Here is a 16,829-nt window from a genome sequence, read left to right as displayed (position 1 = left end):
TCGAACAATTGGAGGAGTATAGATGACGAGCCATCACCATACGTTCTCCGCCCGGACGGAGAACATCCGCAATTTGCGGCAACGCTTGCTCGCTCTAGCAATGGGCAGCGCAATGTCCCTGACCGCCTTCGGTGCCTACGGCGTGGAGAGCCCGCGCGGAGCTGAGCCGACGCAGGGTGCCTTCACAGGGTTGCCGCTCCCTCCAATCCCGTATCTCGATACGATGCCTTGGCTGAAGTGGCAGCCTGCGGCGGCAACGATGAAGATCGACATCTTACTGCCGCCGACCTCCGCGCCGACCGGCATCTGGCCGCAGCCGACGACCCGTCCCGTCGGACTGGCGGCGACAAGCTGAACATCGGTGAGCGGCCCGCGAAGGCCGCTCGCTACCTTATGCAAGATCGTCAACAGCGAGCGACAACAATGACCGGAGCGAGTTCGGCGAGGCATTCCACGCGCGGGACCTCCGACGCTGCCCTGAGGGCAGCAGAAGGAACCGTCGTCCGCGACTTTCTTATACGGGGCAGCCAGAAAGTGATCGGTCACTACGAGCGCCTGCTCTCAACTGCGAAGAGCGAGCAAGAGCGCCAGCTTTATAAAGCTCGGATCGAGCGAGAGCAGCGAGTAATTGATGATCTAGGCCGGATCGCTTTTCCGGATCGCTTGGTCGCGTAGTCACCGCGCCACCAAGCGAGCTTCGTGCAGAAAAAAAATCTCGACCTCTTGAACTCTCGAACGTCAATTCTAGTTCGTTTCTCGACCGCGACAGCGGTGTGCCGAGCGCCAGGCCGGGCTCGGCACGAGGCGCTGGACTGGGGTGTTCGACCATAACCGAAACTCCCATCCTGCCTTGCTTCGTATCCATATTGCTCTTTGGAGGACTTGGCTATGAGGACACTTGATTTTACGCCATTGTGGCGCACCAGCGTCGGCTTCGATCATCTGGCTGGCCTTGTCGACGGCATGTCGCGCCAGCCGGCTGAGGACAACTATCCTCCCTACAATATCGAACGTCCCGGTGAGGATCACTATCGAATCACGCTGGCCGTGGCGGGCTTCGGCGTCAACGAGATCTCCGTCACGGCCGAGCAAAACGCACTCACGATCGAAGGCAAGAAGTCCGAGGGTGCTGCGCGCGAATATCTCTACCAGGGTATCCCGGCGCGCCCGTTCCGGAGAGTCTTCAACCTTGCCGATTACGTTCAGGTCAAGCAGGCATCCTTCCAGGATGGTCTCTTGATCGTTGATCTCGTTCGGGAGATTCCGGAAGCGATGAAGCCGCGCAAGATCCAAATCGGAAGTGGAACGGCTGCTTCGTCCCAAATTGAGCCGAAGAAGGCAGCTTAGGTAGCCTCGATCCATGGACCGGCGACATTTCAACAGTGGGTGGCGACATCGAATACGCCGCTACCCAAATCTCGAGCACCATCCCTTTGGAAAGGAGTGAATAGGGAGGCGAGCCATGACTAACGTAAAAATCGCTGGCGGTGGTCTGCAACCATTCTTCCATCCCGCCGCTCACTACGTTTCTCCGGCAGAAGTCCTGGATGACAAGGAGCTCTCAACGCCTGAGAAGCGGATCATCCTGTCCTCGTGGGCGTCGGACATGTACGCCGTGGAATCCTGTCCCGGCCTGCGGGAGATCCCCGGAACGGGCCACGCTGCAAAGCTGGCCGACATACTGGCAGCGTTGCGTCAACTTGACGGAGACGGCGATGATGATCCGCCCCGTGGCGGTGGCGTTCCCATGCGGATGCGGCGGCCCTGGGCCGCCGCACAGCGGGGGTCGCTGTGATGATCACAGAAGCTGTCATCGCCATCGTGCTGATTGGCCATGCCGCGGCGTTCTGGGCGATTCCGATAGCAGCATTGCAACGAGCGATTCTGCCGCTGGCTGGCGATCCACGCAAGGGTGATTGAAATGTTAGGACGGCGAACAATAACAATATTGGCGTGGCTTCTGTTTGTTGTGCTCTCCGCGTCTCATCCGGCATTAGCTCAAGCGCCGGATTTGAAGACGGGCGGTTCTGTGCCAACGTTGGCGCCAGTGGTTCGACAGGTGACGCCGGCCGTTGTCAATATTTCCGTGCACGGCCGCGTTCGTGAGGACAATCCACTTTACCGCGATCCGTTCTTTCGTGAATTTTTCGACATTCCCAAGCAGGTCGAGAAAGAAGTTAATTCGACGGGTTCGGGCGTCATCGTCGATGCCAAGCGCGGCTATGTGCTGACCAATAATCATGTTGTCGAAGGCGCCTCCGCCGTTCAGATTACGACCAAGGACGGCCGCCAGCTATCTGCGAAGGTGATCGGACGCGACCCGCCCACCGACGTTGCGGTGCTGCAAATCCAGAATCCTGGCGGCCTTCAGGGGCTTCCTTTCGGCGACAGTGATGCGCTTGAGGTCGGGGATTTCGTGCTGGCGATCGGCAATCCCTTTGGTCTCGGCCAGACTGTCACGTCCGGCCTGGTCAGTGCGTTGGGTCGCACAGGCTTGAGCAAGGAAGGCTACGAAGACTTCATTCAGACAGATGCAGCGATCAACCCAGGAAATTCCGGCGGCGCATTGGTGAATCTCCGCGGCGAGTTGGTCGGCATCAACTCCGCGATCATTTCGCCGGGTGGAGGTAATGTCGGTATCGGCTTTGCAATTCCGGCGAATATGGCGCGGCTGGTTATGGAGCAGATTGTAGATAAGGGACGCGTCGAGCGCGGCCGAATAGGCGTGTCACTGCGGGACCTCCAACCGTCGACAAAGCCAGGCCGCAACGAATGGGCAGTGATTGCGGAGGTCGCGCCGGAGTCTCCGGCTGAAAAAGCCGGCTTGCAGAAAGACGATATCGTGATCATGGCAGACGACCGTCCGATCCGCACCGCCTCGCAACTTCGTAACAAGATCGGCCTTGCACGTGTCGGTCAGGATGTGAGGCTTACCATCGTACGGGGCGATCACACCAGTTCCGCAGTCGTCAAAGTCGCTCCGCCCGTCCAGGCAAGCAGCACACCCACTCGCCTGTTGCGCTAATGCGAGCGGGTTCAAGACAATGTGGCCGGTCTGACGCAGCCAAATCCAAAGGTGAGCAATGCTCTGGCGGGCCGTTGGCTAAAGGCCAGCCCTTCTGCTTCTAGGGCAGCCATCTAACTTGCTCAACCTTGTAACTCTTGTCGCCGCCTGGGGTCTCGACGGCTACGACTGAGCCTTTGGACCTGCCTATCAACGCCCGTGCGATCGGTGAGCTGACTGAGATCTCGCCTCTGGCCAGGTTGGCTTCCGGCTCGCCGACGATTTGGCAAATTCGCTCCTCGCCCGTATCCTGGTCCGTCAGCGTGACCGTCGCGCCGAACTTGATGGTTTCGCCGGACAGTTTGGACACATCGATAATTTCTGCACGTGCAAGCTTGGTTTCTAACTCGGCTATGCGAGCCTCGTTGAGGGCTTGGTCGGTTAGCGCAGTCTGATATTCCGAATTCTCAACGAGGTTGGGTTCGTCGGCAATCGCTTGCTGAATGCGCTCGGCAAGATGCGGCGCTTGATTCTAACGCGGTCGGCTAGTTCGTCATTAAGAGCGGCATGACCGGCCGCAGTCATCGGGAGGTTTGGCACCGATTCGCTACCGACTTCTAAGAGCACTGCCGAGAGCTGAAGGCGGGCCGCGCCGTCGTCTGCCGGCCCACGTACCTCGTTGTTATTGGGCTGGCAACTATGCTGACCGTCGCCTGTTCCAAGGAGCGCCCGTACCCATAGTGATAGCCAATGAACAAAGGAACTGACGTTCCGTTCGTGAGTTTTGCGGGCATCCAGAAGGGACTCCGGCACGCTCGGTCGAGCGCCTCGGAGCGTCGGCTTCGTTGCATCGCGACAATGAAGATAGGGGGGCCGACCAATGTACCAGTATCCAGAACTCACGCCTCCGATGACGAGCGTGGCAATCCTCCTGACGCGAAAACAGCACCTCATCAGCCGCCTAGAGGAAGATGCTTTTGCCGGGCCGTGTGGCTCGGTCGGTGCTACGGGTGAAAACAAAGGCAGCAACTGCTCGGCGGGCATGGCGTTCTGATAACCGCTCAGGCTGTCGAGCATCACGACCCGGACATTCTCCGCCTCGACGCACCGGCGGACCATCCCGGCAACTGGCATCAACGTCATGACGCGGGGTCTTGTCTTCGCGAAATCACGACAAATACCAAGCGATCGCAGCTGACAATCTGGATGCGGCGCTGGCAACACTTTCCGATCAAGCCATCGATTTGGCGATCATCGATCTCGCGATACCCGGCGTCTCTGGACTGGACGTTGGACTTGAACTTCAACGCCAGCAACGCGGCTTGCCCATCGTGTACTGCAGCGGCCGTCCGGATCTCAACGAAGAGACTGGCAAGCGTATCAACGGCAGCATGCTCCTCAGCAAACCGTTTTCCTCTCGAGAGCTCTCGGCCAAGCTCAAGGCGATGCTACGCACGAGAGCCAGCCAACATTCTGCTTGAGCCGGTCGCACGCGAACGGAAACGGAATCCGTCGGACTCAATCGAGACCGGTCCGCACCATAGCGCGAGCCAGCTCGAGTTCGCTGATTGCCTGGCGCAGCGATCGACGGGCCGCCGCCTTATCTCCGTTCGCACAGGCGACTTTCAGTTCCTTAATGTGTTGAGCCGCGATCTCCGCATGCGCAACGACTTCAGCGGCGCCTGCGAAACTGGATTTCCGCTTTGTGTCCATGTTTGGGCACATCCCCGAGACGGTTTGCTTTACTAGAAGCAGGACGGGAGCGAAAACCGCTCCCGCCGATTTGCGTCATTTCAAGTTGATCGCAATACGCTTCACCTTGGATTCCGCTTGCGGCAGCTTTGGCATGGTGACCGTCAGCACGCCGTTCTTGAACGCAGCAGAGATCTTGTCCTGGTCCACGTCGTCGATCGGGATGCGCCGTTCGAACCTGCCATAGTAGCGCTCACTGAACTTGCGATCCTTGTCTTCCGTCTCGGTTTTCTTTTCTCCCTTGATCGAGAGAACGCCATTGGCAAGTTCGACCTGGACGTCTTTCTCGTCGAGGCCCGGCAACTCCGCCGTGACCTTCACGTCCTTGTCACTCTCATTGACCTCAATGCTCGGCCAATTCATCGACTGCTCGAAAAAGCTGCCGCCAGACGGGGCCACATCGAAGCCCCGGAAGACATCATCGAATAGCCGGTTCATCTCCCGATGCAGGGTTAGAACCGGATTGTAGTTTTCGGAGCGACGGGTGGTCAGATCACGACCGCGGCCCCAAGGGATCAGATCGGTGATAGCCATAGGGTTTCTCCTTTCTTTGTTCCAAAGGTTCGCGAGGCGGCGTGGATACGCCGCGCAATTCAACTGCGGCGCAGGCGGTGTTAGGCGGCTTGCTTGTTCTCGACTTGCTGGTGATCGCCCTTGCTGATCGCAATCTGGCGCGGCTTCATCGCCTCGGGAATCTCCCGTGCCAGATCGATCTTGAGCATGCCGTTCTCGAACGAGGCGCCCTTCACTTCCACGTATTCGGCCAGATTGAAGATCCGCCGGAATGGGCGCGAAGAGATGCCTTGATAGAGATATTGATGGCTGCCCTTATCGGCCTTTCGACCCTCAATGGTCATGGTGTTCTGCTCGGCCGTAATGGAAACTTCCTCAGGCGTGAAGCCCGCAAGAGCCAGCGAGATTTGGTAGTGGTCCTCGCCGACGCGTTGGATGTCGTAGGGGGGGGTAGTTGTCCCCGCCGGTCCATCGGCCGGAGTCCTCGAGAAAGTCGAACAACCGATCGAACCCAACTGTCGATCGCCACAGGGGAGCAAGATCAAGCGTGGTCATAGCCATATCCTCCTTTGAGCAACATGGATAGGAGCGCCTGGGCACCTGCCGGGCGCCCGCTGACCGGGCCCTGCGGAAGGCGCCCGGTATGCCGTGCGATTACTCGCCGGTCACCCATCAAATTAGAAGCAGCCTCGATCGTTTCAAGTCCCCAGCAGTCCCTTGCGAAAACACCCGTGCCGCACCAATGTTTTTGGCGGGTCCGGCTGAGACGATTGGAAGGAGTTCCTGCCGTCCTGCGCCTCGGCCGGGCCCTCCAAGCGTACTTACCCAACGCGAGTGACGATGGCACCAGCAGTCCAAAACGACGTGGTCGAGACGGCGCTTCTGGAATCATTTCCTGCGAGTGATCCGCCGTGCTTCGCCGCGCTCGGTGTCAGCATCGGCTCTCCAGGCCGGCTTGGTTCGCCGGTAGCGCAAGGGGCCGAGGCCAAGCGCGAACGCAAGAGCCGCTTCCCGGCGGCGGTGCATGATGACTTCCCGGAACGGCTAGCTCCGTCTGAGGTCGCAGCGCCGCCGCGTATCGGCGCAGCCGTGGTGGCAAGGCCGGCTAGACCTGAAGTTGTACTGAGCATGAACCGATTGGAAGCACGGAGAACGGAATGAAGATCGCGCAGATTGCCCCGCTATTCGAGAGCGTACCACCCCGGCTTTATGGCGGTACCGAGCGGGTCGTGCATTACCTGACGGAGGAGTTGGTCAGACAGGGTCACAAGGTCACCCTGTTTTCGAGCGGGGATTCCATCACCTCAGCCGAACTCGTTCCGTGCACGCCGCGGGCCCTGCGGCTCGATCCGGATGTTCAAAATTCCATCCCGCACCAAATGGTGCTCCTCGACAAGGTCCGGGAGCGCGCTGGGGAGTTTGACGTCCTCCATTTCCACGTCGATTACTTGCACTTTCCGCTGTTTCGGACGCAGGCGGCACGAACAGTAACGACCCTGCACGGGCGGCAGGACCTGCCTGACCACCTGCCGTTCTACGCCCATTTCCCTGAGATGCCCTTGGTGTCGATCTCCAATGCTCAGCGCGCGCCACTGCCGCGAGCCAATTTCATCTCAACTGTCTATCACGGGCTGCCGCTGGATCTGCACAAGCCGACCTATCACCCGGGCGGTGGCTATCTCGCCTTCCTTGGGCGAATTTCTCCGGAGAAGCGGCCTGACCGCGCCGTCGCAATTGCGCGAGCGGCAGGACTTCCGTTGAAGATCGCGGCGAAGGTCGACCATGCCGATGAGACCTATTTTCGCGACACTATTGCGCCGCTGCTTGACGTACCGGAGGTCGAATTCATCGGCGAGATCAACGAGAGCGAAAAGACGAACTTTCTAGGAAACGCCGCAGCGCTGCTGTTTCCAATTGATTGGCCGGAGCCATTTGGTCTCGTCATGATCGAGGCGATGGCATGCGGCACACCCGTTTTGGCGTTCCGCGGAGGATCGGTCGCTGAGATCATTGAAGACGGCATTACCGGACGCATCGTTGAAAGCGTAGACGAAGCCGTGCAAGCGGTGCCGAACTTGCTTTCGCTGGATCGAAAGGCCGTTCGCGCCCGCTTCGAGGACCGCTTCTCCGCAACGCGCATGGCAGCAGAGTACGTGAAGCTTTATCAGAAGATGCTTAGAATGCGTGCATCCGAGCATCATCTGTTGAGTATGGCTGGGCATTCGGCCCGCCGTTCCCATGCGGGAGCTGCAGTCGCAAATGAAGTTAATTGAGCATGCTAAATGGGGGAGATCTGGCGCGGCTATATTGCCGGGCGCTTGTTGGAAGCTACCGAAGCTATGCGAGTGCGCGCGCGACATAGTAGACCCACTTGCGTTAAAAAGATTCCGCAACAAGATATTCAGTGCGCGTCCGACCCTATCGCAGGTTGCCTCGGGCCGCCACGAAGGCGCCAAGGCGGAAAAGGCCGTGCCGTTCCCGACCGCCTGCGATCGGGCCGATGAAGTTCTCATTCGGCGGACGCCATCCACGACTTGATCGGCGAGCTGACGTTTTCCTCGTCCATCAATCCGGCGATAGTGCATACCGCGCTCAGCGCGCTGCTGTTATTCAGCGCCCAATGTGACCCCCGATCGGCTCTGAAGGTTCACCCATCCGGCGCCAGCGAAGCTATTGCACGATCATCAGAAGGCCCATCCCTAACGGGCTCTGATGTTTCCTTCCATGTCTCGCGCCTCGACGTGAGTCTTACGATATCGCGCCCCTAGACGAGGATCAGCACGACGAGACCGTGCCGAGGCGATCTCCGGATAGAGTCGGCCCGGCCTTGGCCGCTCTGCAAAGCCCCCAACAGGCGAAAATATTTTCGGGAGAGTCGGCGCCGCCCGTTGACGCAACACGTAGCCCGTTCCCCGCTTTTTCGAATTTTTGTTTCGCGGAGGAGCAGCCATGCAACGGGAACTCGCGGTAAAGCTGTAGCGTTGCCCGAGTGTCAATCATGCCAGCCGCCGAGGCCGTCTCGCACATCGATTCTGCGCGTCGATGATCCGACGTCCTAGCGGTCGTGTCTCCAGGATCGGCCGCCAGCGCGTAGCGGCGCGCTCCGCAGGGTCAGGATTATCGATGAGCGAAATTGATGAAGATCAACGCAGCCGGCTCGAAATCAGTGCGCCCCAATGGCGGCAGATCGTCAATGGCGCTACCGACACGGCGATCATCAGCACGGACGAACATGGCCTGGTTACGAGCTGGAATACAGGCGCAAGCCGCATCCTCGGCTGGGATGAACGGGAGATGCTAGGGAAGTCCCTTGGTCGCATCTTCACCGAAGAGAACAATCAAGCCCAACTGCAGCGCGAGATCGCTGATGCGACCGCCAAAGGGAAGGGCGGTGGAGAAGAAGGCTGGCGCCTTCGTAAGGACGGCAGTCGCTTCTGGGCCGTCGGCGAATTGAGTCCCATCCGCGAGAACGGAAGGATCATCGGATTCGTTAAGATTTTGCGGGACCGCACCGCGCAGCGGCAGACGGAAGAGGTCCTACGCGAGGAGCGCCGCGCCCTCGAAATCCTCAATCGTGCTGGCTCTGCACTGGCCGCTGAGACCGATGTTCAGCGCCTTGTTCAGATCGTCACGGATGCTGGCGTCGAGTTGAGCGGAGCCGAGTTCGGCGCGTTCTTCTATAACCTGACGAATGACGCTGGCGAAAGCTACATGCTCTATACGCTGTCAGGCGCGCCGCTGGAAGCCTTCTCCAAGTTTCCGATGCCGCGCAACACCGAGGTGTTCGCTCCGACCTTCAACGGCGAAGGCATCATCCGCTCGGACGACATCACGAAAGACGCCCGCTACGGGAAGAATTCGCCGCGCAAAGGTATGCCGGAGGGCCATCTGCCGGTACGTAGCTATCTCGCGGTGCCGGTGGTATCGAGATCGGGAGAGGTGATTGGCGGGCTGTTCTTCGGGCACGGCAGGCCGGGGGTTTTCGACGAGCGATCGGAGCGTGGGCTTACCGGACTTGCGGCCGAAGCCGCCGTCGCGATCGACAACACTCGTCTTTCCCAAGCGACGCAGAGGGAGATCGCCCAGCGAGAGCGCGCGCAGCAGGCCCTGAGGGAATTGAATTCCACCCTAGAGCGGCAGGTGGCCGAACGGACCGAGCAACTGAAGCGCAACGAAGAAGCGCTGCGCCAGTCACAGAAAATGGAAGCGGTGGGGCAGCTCACCGGAGGCGTCGCACACGACTTCAACAATCTCCTGCAGGTGATTATCGGTAACCTCGACACCTTACAACGCAACCTACCGACGGATTCGGCACGCCTCCAGCGTGCGATGCGACATGCGATGAATGGCGCGCAACGCGCGGCGTCTTTGACCCAGCGGCTGCTCGCCTTTTCACGGCGGCAGCCGCTTGACCCGAAGCCGCTCGACGTCAACATGCTGGTGAACGGGATGTCGGATATGGTTCACCGGACGCTGGGCGAGATGATTTCGGTCGAGACGGTGCTCGGGGCTGGATTGTGGCGTGTGGAGGCAGATCCCGGCGAGCTCGAGGCGGCTATCCTCAACCTCGCCGTCAATGCGCGCGACGCGATGCCTAAAGGGGGGCGCCTGACGCTGGAAACAGGCAACGCACACATCGACGAAGCCTATGTTGCCGCTCACACGGAAGTCGTGGCTGGCCAATATGTAGTGATCTCGGTCACCGACACCGGCGTCGGTATGGACGCCGCGACGATCGCTCAGGCCTTCGAGCCGTTCTTCACCACCAAGCCGGTCGGCAAGGGTACGGGTCTCGGGCTCAGCCAGGTCTATGGGTTCGTCAAGCAATCCGGCGGCCATATCAAAATCTATTCGGAGCCGGGCGAGGGCACGACCGTCAAGCTGTACCTCCCGCGCTTGGCCGGCGATGCGGCGGACAACGCAGCTTCCGACGAACCGCTCAACCCCGAAGCCGCGCAGGGAGAAATAATTCTGGTTGTCGAAGACGACGATGACGTGAGAGCGTATTCCGTCGACAGCTTGCGCGAACTCGGCTATCGCGTGCTGGAGGCTGACGATGGGCCGGCGGCTCTGCGCATTCTTGACCGACAGCCGCGAGTGGACCTCCTGTTCACGGATGTTGTGCTACCGGGAGGCTTGACGGGCGCGCAGATTGCCTCCCAAGCCAAAGCGTTGCGTCCGTCGCTGAAAGTGCTGTTCACGACGGGCTACGCCCGCAATGCGATCATTCATAATGGTCGCCTCGATAAGGGCGTGCAGCTGATCGTCAAGCCCTTCAGTTTCAACGACTTGGCCGCGAAGATCCGCGACGTGCTCGACCTGCCCGAGAAGCCGGCCGACGGCTGATTCCTGCGCGCTCGGCGGTCGCGGACCATGCGGGCTCCTTTGCACGGCTGAAGCGGTGATCGATCGGCGCTGATTGAAGGAATGTCCGCCTAGGCCGCCCTGGATTCTGCGGAGCAGCCTTCGCGCGCAAGCGGAAGGATGGCACCTTGATAAATGTCGTCGGGAACTTTCGCGAAGAACATCGTGCCGCCGGCTCGTGGGAGCGCAGCCTGGCCTGCCACCGGCCGGTCGGCCTGCGGCCGCTTGAGGCGAGTTCGTCACCGCGAGGGCCTCGGACCAGCTGAAGCCACGCCGGTCCTCCCGGACCGCGTTTCCGCCGGCGAGAGAGTCCTCTCTCAGACCGGCGACCGCCTTGTGCGGCCCGTGCCCTCGCCTTTCTTGGACAGATCCGGTGAGCGGCTCAGCCCATGGCTGGGCAACGTAGTCGGCCCCCGCGCCGAAGCCAGTAGCATCAGAAACAGCGCACGGGTTGCCTGGTAGCTGGCGGCAGCGCGGGTTGCTTCGGAGCCTTGCATGACAACACGGCCCTCGCCAGTGAACAGATACCACCTGCAGCCCCTGCGACGGGTCTGCAGGCGAAAATCGAAAAGTGGAAGTCGATAGGACATAGCCAGCCTGTCGCTCAGTCGTGCTGTACGGTCGTCTCGGTTTCGTAGGAGTTGGTTCAAGAATTAATGAAAATGCTTTTGAAGAAAAGCGCGGCGCCGGATAGCTTTTGTCCGTCCCCCGCACCGACGCGAGCGAGACGCCAGTTCACGTCTGGCGACGCTTGGAACTGACGAGCGGGGAGCCGAGGCGATGCCGTCTCGGTCAGGCCAATCGAGCAACCAGGATGTCCGCAGCCAAGATCACGGTGCTCATCGATGGTCCCAATCTGTACGCCACCACGAGGGTGCTTGGGTTCGACATCGACTACAAGCGTCTGTTGAAGGAGTTCAGCGACCGCGGCGTGCTGGTCCGCGCCCTCTATTACACGGCGGTCATGGAGGACCAGGAGTATTCGTCGATCCGTCCGCTGGTCGATTGGCTGGACTACAACGGCTACACGGTGATCACAAAGGGCGCCAAGGAATTCGTCGACGACCTCGGTCGGCGCAAGGTCAAAGGCAACATGGCCGTCGAAATCGCCGTCGACGCGATGGAGCTGGCCGAACGGGTCGACGAGATGATCCTTTTGTCCGGCGACGGCGGTTTTCGCTGCCTCGTCGAGGCCGTGCAACGCCGCGGAGTCCGGGTCACGGTGGTCTCGACGATCGCCAGCCGGCCGCCGATGGTCGCCGATGAGCTACGCCGACAGGCCGACGTCTTCATCGATCTGGTCGAACTGCGGTCCAGGATCGGCCGCGATCCGCTTCCGGTACCGCGTGAGGGCGACGAATTAAGGTCCTGAAGTCGGGCGTCGCCAAGCCTTGAGAACGCCATGCAACGAAAACGCCATGCAACGAAAACGCCGCTGCGCAAAGACAGCGGCGTTTGCCGGATGAAATTGGACCGTGCTGAAAATAGCCCCGGCGAGCCGAGCCAAGCAGAACGACATCCAGATGTTGAGTCCGGGAGATTACGGGTTGGGGCGGTTCCTTGGTTCCGATGCTCCTGGGCGACCGCGGTCAAGTGCTCGCGGCGGCGCCTCGTCCCGCCGGTGACGTCCCTTCTCGGTTCGGGCGAGATATGATGGCACTCGACGAGCCACCGTGGCTGCATCATGAGCATCAGTCCTACGCGCATCGATTTGAGAGGCAGTTCACACGTCAAGCCTCCGGACCGGACTATGCTGTCCGTCACGTCCTTTCGGAGGAGCAGGCAGATGATGGCCGCGTTGACGAAGGTGCTCTCGCGCACGACCGGCGCGGATGTCGATATCGAGGATCTGAAGATCGTCCTGATCTTCTGCGGCGCGGGCCTGCTGCTGTCCCTTCTGGCGGCCATGACCGACGGCGTCGGCCCTAGTCTCTTCTGAAGCAACCGGTAGCGCCCCGACCCGGGCGAGTCCAGAACGGCCTTTATGAGGCATTGGCCCTGGTCCGCTCGCGAGCCGCGCGGCGGCGCTGAAGGCGTGCATGGCGGCGCCGTCCGACTTCGGCTGGCAGGCGCAGCGGTGGTGCGGCTAATCCGGGCGCGGGCACCTCTTCGGACGACGCCGCCTGAGTGTCCGGCCGGGCTTCCATGAACTCGAGCACGGAGCGTCCCTTGTCGGTGATGCGCCAGCCGCCGTTCAGGCGTTCGATCAGGCCATGCGAAAAGATATCCAGATCCGGAACGCGCGCGGCGAGCCGCTTCGTGCGTTCGGCCCAGTCCCGTCCGCTGGTCGCAAGGATCGCCATGTCGCGCTTGAGGTCCGTCATCGGAGCAAACCCGTCCGGATAGCTCACCAGGATCTTCAACACTGTCACCTGGAAATTCACCGGACGCTCCCGCGATCCGCCGTTACCGCCACATCGTCGGCGCTTCGGAGAGAGCCCTGCGACCGACGAATTTCAGGCTTTCGGGCGAGGTCTCGCCCTTGGCCGCGGCCTCCAAGATCTTGGAGGCGACCCGCGCCTTAGCGCCGATCTCGTGGCTGGAAATGCTTCCGCAGACCTCGTCGAGGACGGCGCGCAAAAGCGCCGTGGTGGCCGCGTCGAACATGCTGCGGCCCTCTACTTCTGAGACGCCGGCTTCGGCATCGCCGACAGCGACGAGGTCAACAGGAAAAGACATGAGACGCCCGCTCGCAGCATCGAAATCCTCCACGAAAAATGCGTTGTTCTGAAATCCGTCCCGACCGAGGACTTCATTGATCTCACATCAATTTGGGTGGAACGGCAATCGATTCCGACGCTGCGGCGCAAAATCTCCCTCGGCGCGCCTCATCTGGGAAGCTCGGCACCATCTGGACCTTCATCTCCGGCCGAAAAGGTGTAGCGTCGCCCTTCGATGGCTGAACCGCGTGGCGTGGGCTGCGAGACATCTCGCCCGCAGCATCGGGCGCCTCATCGCCGCGATCGATCCGCAGATCCACTGTTCTTTGAGGTCGGCGGCTTTTCGACCAAGGCGCCTTATTTCCGTCTGTGGACCTAGAGCCGAGTGGGCGGCTTCAGCGGGCTCTCGACCCACTGCCGGGCGGTAGGATCGTGCAGCGGATCGTCTTGCACTCGGGACAGACGTAGCGCTCGGCGACTCTGGCGTCCTGGACAAGCTTCATCGGCCGCCCGCAATGAGGGCACCGCAGAAGTGCCGCGACCTAGCGGGTATTCCCTGTCCTTAGCAGGTAAACGCGCCTACTTGAGCGGGAGAAGCCCCGTTTTTCTTAAAGGCGCTCCTTATTAGGAACGAGCTCCCGACTTCGACATTCCATTCGAAATGCAATCGGGAGCCTCAGCATGGCCACGCAAATCGTTATGGATCACAGCGGCGACAGCCGGCACTTCTTCGACAACTCCGAGGCAGATGCCTTGGCAGAAGCGGAGAGGTTATTCCTAGAATTCACCAGCAAGGGTTATACCGCGGCGGTGCGGACAGGCCCTGGCGAGGTAACCAGGATCACCACATTCGATCCAGCGGCGGAAGAGACATTGTTTTTCCCGCGGCTTGTCGGTGGGTGAGCACGTGAAGAATGTGTCCCGTCGCGCAGGTAGTTGGAGTCTGCGGAGCTTGGCCGTTGGTAAACTTTATCAAGCGGCCAAGGACGAGAAGACGAGCTTCGCTCGCTCGCTGCGGCTTCTGCGTTCATGGCTTTCGCCCCAGCAAAGAGTTCAATTCGACACGAAAGGATACTTCGATGTCGTCGGATGCGATACCGGCAGGCGCTACCGCATTCGTCGGGGAACGTCAGCTAACGTCCACGAGATCGATGAATATGGGCGTCTCAGGACGGGGCGATGCTTCGTCCCGCTCGGTGGCTTGCCACACGGCGACGTCATGCTTGCTCAGAAAATCGCTCTGGAGACGGACGAGGTGCGGGCCTTGAACGTCGCCAACAGCTTCCCTGGGCCTGTTACCTGGCGACTACCACGTCTTTCTTCAGAGAGGAGAAGTTCACGCCGCTCTCTTTCGACCGAGTTGGGTCAATCGCATCAGTGATTCGATCTGATTTAGTTGGTTGGATGCATTTCGAAGGGTTTACCGATGGCGATCGATGCTTTTAGAGGAACAACGCCGCTGTTTCTTCCTGAACGTTTTTTCGTCGGGCGGCTAGAAGGTTGGGCAGTACTGGAAAGTCTAGTTGGCGGACTACTGAAACGCGCAACGATTGTTGGTCACGGCGAACTAGATGCGGACACCGATACAGTGCTGTTCATCGAGACATATACATTTGACGGTGGTCATAGCGACACTCTGCATTGGACGATCAGAAAGGGCGAGGAGGGGAAGTACACCGGCTTGGAAAATCGTCTCGAAGGTGATGCCATCGGGGAGCAAGCCGGTTGCGCATTCCACTGGAAATACACGCGCGATACACCACAAGGGGGCGGTAAATCGTTCAAGCTGAATTTCGACGATTGGTTTTATGGGATCGATGAACGAGCTTGCATAGTCCGCGGCCGTGCTGGCCGTGCCGGCATCCCGTTTGCGACGGCACACGTTACTTACCGTAAGCTTTAGCTTCGCCGGTGTCCGTCACTGCGACAGGCGGGAGCAGGTGAGGGGCCAAGGAAGGTCGAGCCGGCACATAGAACGCCCAGGTGTTTAAGTTAACCTCCACCTGACGAAGGCGTCGGCGTTTTCCACTAGTTCGCGCCCGGCTCGGTCTTAGTTGGGAAGCCGATGGCGCCGGTGACGGCGCCGCCGTCGGCGATGCCGTTGCCCGGCGCCACCAGCTTGCTCGTGCCGGGGGCGAAGCATGCCGGCGGTCCCTGCGCGAAGCTCGAAAACACCCTCGCCGACTTCTCGGACCCCCAATACCTGATTCGCGGAAATTGCGAGCGAAGGAAGTTTGCGTGAGCGCCCGCGTCTGGATTTGTGTGCTGGCGCGAAGGCTCCGAAGTCTTCTTTGTCAGGAAACGACGTCCGGCTGTCCTGATCCGCAGGATCGGATTGGTTGCCCAAAGCAGGGTCCATTGCGACATATGCCCCTGGCCGAGGCGAGCACGATCGAGAAAGCCGTTTCACTGAACACCACTCGAACGATCGTGACGCGATTACGGGCGAGCGCTCCGCCGCCGACGCAAGCTATGGCACGCGCGCCGTTGGCCGGGATGGCGATTGGGACATGGCATGAATCGAGCAAAAAGGAGCATGAGATGACCAACGGCAGCATCATTCCTCAGGCTAACGAAGAGCGAACTCGTTCAACGATGATGGCCTGGCGCGTGCACGAATTTGGGCCACCCGAGATCATGAAGTTCGAGCGCATCTCGCGCCCCGAGCCCGGCCCGGGCGAGGTCCTGGTCAAGGTTGAAGCCGCTGGAGTTGGCCCGTGGGATGGCTGGATCAGGGCCGGAAAGAGTGCTTTGCCGCAACCGCTCCCCCTCACTCTTGGGTCCGATCTCTCAGGTGAAATCGTCGCCGCAGGACCCGGGGTCTCTGAATTCCGTGTGAGAGAACAAATTTATGGGGTCACGAACCCGCGGTTTATCGGTGCCTATGCCGAGTATGCTGTGGCTTCCGCAGGCATGGTTTCGACCAAGCCAACCTCGCTAACGCACGTTGAAGCCGCCTCGCTTCCTGTCGTTGCCGTCACCGCATGGCAGGCATTGTTTGACCACGCCCAACTCGAAGCAGGGCAAAGGGTCGTCATTCACGGAGCGGCGGGCAACGTCGGATCCTATGCGGTTCAACTGGCTCGTCAGGCGGGTATCCAAACGATCGCAACGGTATCGACGGGCGATGTTGCCGCCGTGCGCAACCTCGGCGCAAACACCTTGATTGATTACCGGACCCAGCGCTTTGAGGAAGAAGTAGGGGATGCGGATGCAGTCATCGATCTGGTCGGCGGCGAAACGCAAATTCGCTCGTTCCAGGTCCTTCGTCGCGGCGGCAAGCTGATTTCGGCGGTGTCAAATCCGGATCAGCAACTCGCCCAACGCTACGGTGTCGGAGCCACTTTCTTCCTGGTCAACGTTACGAGCCAACATCTGAAGGAGATTGCTCGCCTCGTCGATGGTGGAAGACTACGAAGACACGTCGGGGCAGTCTTGCCTCTCGCCGATGCGCGCGAGGCTCATTTGATGCTGGAGCGCGTGCGGCCTCAGCCGAAAGGAAAGATCGTGCTCGCCGTCGGTTGATCGATCAGTTC

20 protein-coding genes and 2 pseudogenes are annotated in these 16,829 nt (G+C 60.3%); 15 read left to right on the top strand and 7 right to left on the bottom strand.

Annotated elements, in window-relative coordinates:
• Positions 1-22 precede the first annotated feature (22 nt).
• The 5 genes from K3F49_RS25785 (at position 23) to K3F49_RS25770 (ending at position 3,025) form a co-directional block, all read left to right on the top strand.
• The gene (locus K3F49_RS25785) at positions 23-355 is read left to right on the top strand and encodes a hypothetical protein (protein WP_234683729.1); all 333 of its coding nucleotides are present in this window, start codon (positions 23-25) and stop codon (positions 353-355) included.
• A gap of 533 nt (positions 356-888) precedes the next feature.
• Positions 889-1,347 carry an Hsp20 family protein gene (locus tag K3F49_RS25780; protein WP_234683728.1) on the top strand — a complete coding sequence of 153 codons (459 nt, stop codon included), beginning with the start codon at positions 889-891 and terminating at the stop codon, positions 1,345-1,347.
• Between the two features lie 115 nt (positions 1,348-1,462).
• Positions 1,463-1,795, top strand: coding sequence for a hypothetical protein (locus tag K3F49_RS25775; RefSeq protein ID WP_234683727.1), 333 nt, complete (start codon positions 1,463-1,465; stop codon positions 1,793-1,795).
• The gene (locus K3F49_RS39250; RefSeq protein WP_276575422.1) at positions 1,795-1,920 is read left to right on the top strand and encodes a hypothetical protein; all 126 of its coding nucleotides are present in this window, start codon (positions 1,795-1,797) and stop codon (positions 1,918-1,920) included. Before K3F49_RS25775 ends, K3F49_RS39250 begins: the two co-directional genes overlap by 1 nt.
• Before the next feature lies 1 nt (position 1,921).
• Complete coding sequence (locus tag K3F49_RS25770; RefSeq protein ID WP_234683726.1) at positions 1,922-3,025, top strand: trypsin-like peptidase domain-containing protein; 1,104 nt, start codon at positions 1,922-1,924, stop codon at positions 3,023-3,025.
• 100 nt (positions 3,026-3,125) lie between these two features.
• On the opposite strand, the pseudogene greA reads toward K3F49_RS25770, so the two are convergent.
• Positions 3,126-3,604, bottom strand: a pseudogene (gene greA, locus K3F49_RS25765) (transcription elongation factor GreA).
• A 280-nt stretch (positions 3,605-3,884) separates the two neighbouring features.
• Between greA and K3F49_RS25760 the strand changes: the two are divergent.
• Together K3F49_RS25760 and K3F49_RS25755 are read left to right on the top strand one after the other, a co-directional pair.
• Complete coding sequence (locus K3F49_RS25760; protein WP_234683801.1) at positions 3,885-4,058, top strand: hypothetical protein; 174 nt, start codon at positions 3,885-3,887, stop codon at positions 4,056-4,058.
• Between the two features lie 100 nt (positions 4,059-4,158).
• A complete protein-coding gene (locus K3F49_RS25755; protein ID WP_234683725.1) occupies positions 4,159-4,485 on the top strand; it encodes a response regulator in 327 nt (108 codons plus the stop codon).
• 37 nt (positions 4,486-4,522) lie between these two features.
• Here K3F49_RS25755 and K3F49_RS25750 read toward each other — a convergent pair whose 3' ends face one another.
• The 3 genes and pseudogenes from K3F49_RS25750 to K3F49_RS25740 form a co-directional block, all read right to left on the bottom strand.
• Positions 4,523-4,717 (bottom strand): hypothetical protein, encoded by a 195-nt coding sequence (locus tag K3F49_RS25750; protein WP_234683724.1) that lies wholly within the window; start codon positions 4,715-4,717, stop codon positions 4,523-4,525.
• Between the two features lie 75 nt (positions 4,718-4,792).
• Entirely contained in the window at positions 4,793-5,290 is a 498-nt protein-coding gene (locus K3F49_RS25745; RefSeq protein ID WP_234683723.1) for an Hsp20/alpha crystallin family protein, read from the bottom strand.
• An 80-nt stretch (positions 5,291-5,370) separates the two neighbouring features.
• A pseudogene (locus tag K3F49_RS25740) lies at positions 5,371-5,824 on the bottom strand (Hsp20 family protein).
• A 602-nt stretch (positions 5,825-6,426) separates the two neighbouring features.
• On the opposite strand from K3F49_RS25740, the gene K3F49_RS25735 reads away from it, so the two are divergent.
• From K3F49_RS25735 to K3F49_RS25720, 4 genes are all read left to right on the top strand, one after another.
• Positions 6,427-7,542, top strand: a complete 1,116-nt coding sequence (locus tag K3F49_RS25735; RefSeq protein WP_234683722.1) for a glycosyltransferase family 4 protein — start codon at positions 6,427-6,429, stop codon at positions 7,540-7,542.
• Positions 7,543-8,392: 850 nt separating this feature from the next.
• Positions 8,393-10,615, top strand: coding sequence for an ATP-binding protein (locus K3F49_RS25730; RefSeq protein ID WP_234683721.1), 2,223 nt, complete (start codon positions 8,393-8,395; stop codon positions 10,613-10,615).
• Positions 10,616-11,447: 832 nt separating this feature from the next.
• Positions 11,448-12,005: a LabA-like NYN domain-containing protein gene (locus K3F49_RS25725; protein WP_234683720.1), complete on the top strand. Its 558-nt coding sequence runs from the start codon at positions 11,448-11,450 to the stop codon at positions 12,003-12,005.
• Positions 12,006-12,419: 414 nt separating this feature from the next.
• Positions 12,420-12,572 carry a hypothetical protein gene (locus K3F49_RS25720; RefSeq protein WP_234683719.1) on the top strand — a complete coding sequence of 51 codons (153 nt, stop codon included), beginning with the start codon at positions 12,420-12,422 and terminating at the stop codon, positions 12,570-12,572.
• 43 nt (positions 12,573-12,615) lie between these two features.
• Here K3F49_RS25720 and K3F49_RS25715 read toward each other — a convergent pair whose 3' ends face one another.
• Together K3F49_RS25715 and K3F49_RS25710 are read right to left on the bottom strand one after the other, a co-directional pair.
• Positions 12,616-13,017: a hypothetical protein gene (locus tag K3F49_RS25715; protein ID WP_234683718.1), complete on the bottom strand. Its 402-nt coding sequence runs from the start codon at positions 13,015-13,017 to the stop codon at positions 12,616-12,618.
• 22 nt (positions 13,018-13,039) lie between these two features.
• A complete protein-coding gene (locus tag K3F49_RS25710; RefSeq protein ID WP_234683793.1) occupies positions 13,040-13,240 on the bottom strand; it encodes a hypothetical protein in 201 nt (66 codons plus the stop codon).
• A 734-nt stretch (positions 13,241-13,974) separates the two neighbouring features.
• On the opposite strand from K3F49_RS25710, the gene K3F49_RS25705 reads away from it, so the two are divergent.
• The 3 genes from K3F49_RS25705 to K3F49_RS25695 are packed head-to-tail and all read left to right on the top strand — an operon-like array spanning position 13,975 to position 15,196.
• Positions 13,975-14,196: a hypothetical protein gene (locus K3F49_RS25705; protein ID WP_234683717.1), complete on the top strand. Its 222-nt coding sequence runs from the start codon at positions 13,975-13,977 to the stop codon at positions 14,194-14,196.
• 49 nt (positions 14,197-14,245) lie between these two features.
• Positions 14,246-14,674, top strand: a complete 429-nt coding sequence (locus tag K3F49_RS25700) for a hypothetical protein (RefSeq protein ID WP_346657349.1) — start codon at positions 14,246-14,248, stop codon at positions 14,672-14,674.
• Between the two features lie 45 nt (positions 14,675-14,719).
• Positions 14,720-15,196 (top strand): DUF3833 family protein, encoded by a 477-nt coding sequence (locus K3F49_RS25695; RefSeq protein ID WP_234683716.1) that lies wholly within the window; start codon positions 14,720-14,722, stop codon positions 15,194-15,196.
• A gap of 125 nt (positions 15,197-15,321) precedes the next feature.
• Here the strand turns inward: K3F49_RS25695 and K3F49_RS25690 are convergent, their stop codons facing one another.
• Positions 15,322-15,468: a hypothetical protein gene (locus tag K3F49_RS25690; RefSeq protein WP_234683715.1), complete on the bottom strand. Its 147-nt coding sequence runs from the start codon at positions 15,466-15,468 to the stop codon at positions 15,322-15,324.
• 420 nt (positions 15,469-15,888) lie between these two features.
• Between K3F49_RS25690 and K3F49_RS25685 the strand changes: the two genes are divergently transcribed.
• On the top strand, positions 15,889-16,818 hold the full coding sequence (locus K3F49_RS25685) for an NADP-dependent oxidoreductase (protein WP_234683791.1): 930 nt from the start codon (positions 15,889-15,891) through the stop codon (positions 16,816-16,818).
• Positions 16,819-16,829: the final 11 nt, after the last annotated feature.

It is taken from the genome of Bradyrhizobium monzae (assembly GCF_021458635.1).
Lineage (GTDB): Bacteria > Pseudomonadota > Alphaproteobacteria > Rhizobiales > Xanthobacteraceae > Bradyrhizobium.
Note: the sequence above shows the minus strand (reverse complement) of the source record. Positions and strands in the feature narration are given on the sequence as shown.

Excerpts from the sequence above, each read along its gene's own strand:
- K3F49_RS25785 (WP_234683729.1), top strand. The coding sequence starts at position 23 with ATGACGAGCCATCACCATACGTTCTCCGCCCGGACGGAGAACATCCGC.
- K3F49_RS25780 (WP_234683728.1), top strand. The coding sequence starts at position 889 with ATGAGGACACTTGATTTTACGCCATTGTGGCGCACCAGCGTCGGCTTC.
- K3F49_RS25775 (WP_234683727.1), top strand. The coding sequence starts at position 1,463 with ATGACTAACGTAAAAATCGCTGGCGGTGGTCTGCAACCATTCTTCCAT.
- K3F49_RS39250 (WP_276575422.1), top strand. The coding sequence starts at position 1,795 with ATGATCACAGAAGCTGTCATCGCCATCGTGCTGATTGGCCATGCCGCG.
- K3F49_RS25770 (WP_234683726.1), top strand. The coding sequence starts at position 1,922 with ATGTTAGGACGGCGAACAATAACAATATTGGCGTGGCTTCTGTTTGTT.
- K3F49_RS25760 (WP_234683801.1), top strand. The coding sequence starts at position 3,885 with ATGTACCAGTATCCAGAACTCACGCCTCCGATGACGAGCGTGGCAATC.
- K3F49_RS25750 (WP_234683724.1), bottom strand. The coding sequence starts at position 4,717 with ATGGACACAAAGCGGAAATCCAGTTTCGCAGGCGCCGCTGAAGTCGTT.
- K3F49_RS25745 (WP_234683723.1), bottom strand. The coding sequence starts at position 5,290 with ATGGCTATCACCGATCTGATCCCTTGGGGCCGCGGTCGTGATCTGACC.
- K3F49_RS25735 (WP_234683722.1), top strand. The coding sequence starts at position 6,427 with ATGAAGATCGCGCAGATTGCCCCGCTATTCGAGAGCGTACCACCCCGG.
- K3F49_RS25730 (WP_234683721.1), top strand. The coding sequence starts at position 8,393 with ATGAGCGAAATTGATGAAGATCAACGCAGCCGGCTCGAAATCAGTGCG.
- K3F49_RS25725 (WP_234683720.1), top strand. The coding sequence starts at position 11,448 with ATGTCCGCAGCCAAGATCACGGTGCTCATCGATGGTCCCAATCTGTAC.
- K3F49_RS25720 (WP_234683719.1), top strand. The coding sequence starts at position 12,420 with ATGATGGCCGCGTTGACGAAGGTGCTCTCGCGCACGACCGGCGCGGAT.
- K3F49_RS25710 (WP_234683793.1), bottom strand. The coding sequence starts at position 13,240 with ATGTTCGACGCGGCCACCACGGCGCTTTTGCGCGCCGTCCTCGACGAG.
- K3F49_RS25705 (WP_234683717.1), top strand. The coding sequence starts at position 13,975 with ATGGCCACGCAAATCGTTATGGATCACAGCGGCGACAGCCGGCACTTC.
- K3F49_RS25695 (WP_234683716.1), top strand. The coding sequence starts at position 14,720 with ATGGCGATCGATGCTTTTAGAGGAACAACGCCGCTGTTTCTTCCTGAA.
- K3F49_RS25685 (WP_234683791.1), top strand. The coding sequence starts at position 15,889 with ATGATGGCCTGGCGCGTGCACGAATTTGGGCCACCCGAGATCATGAAG.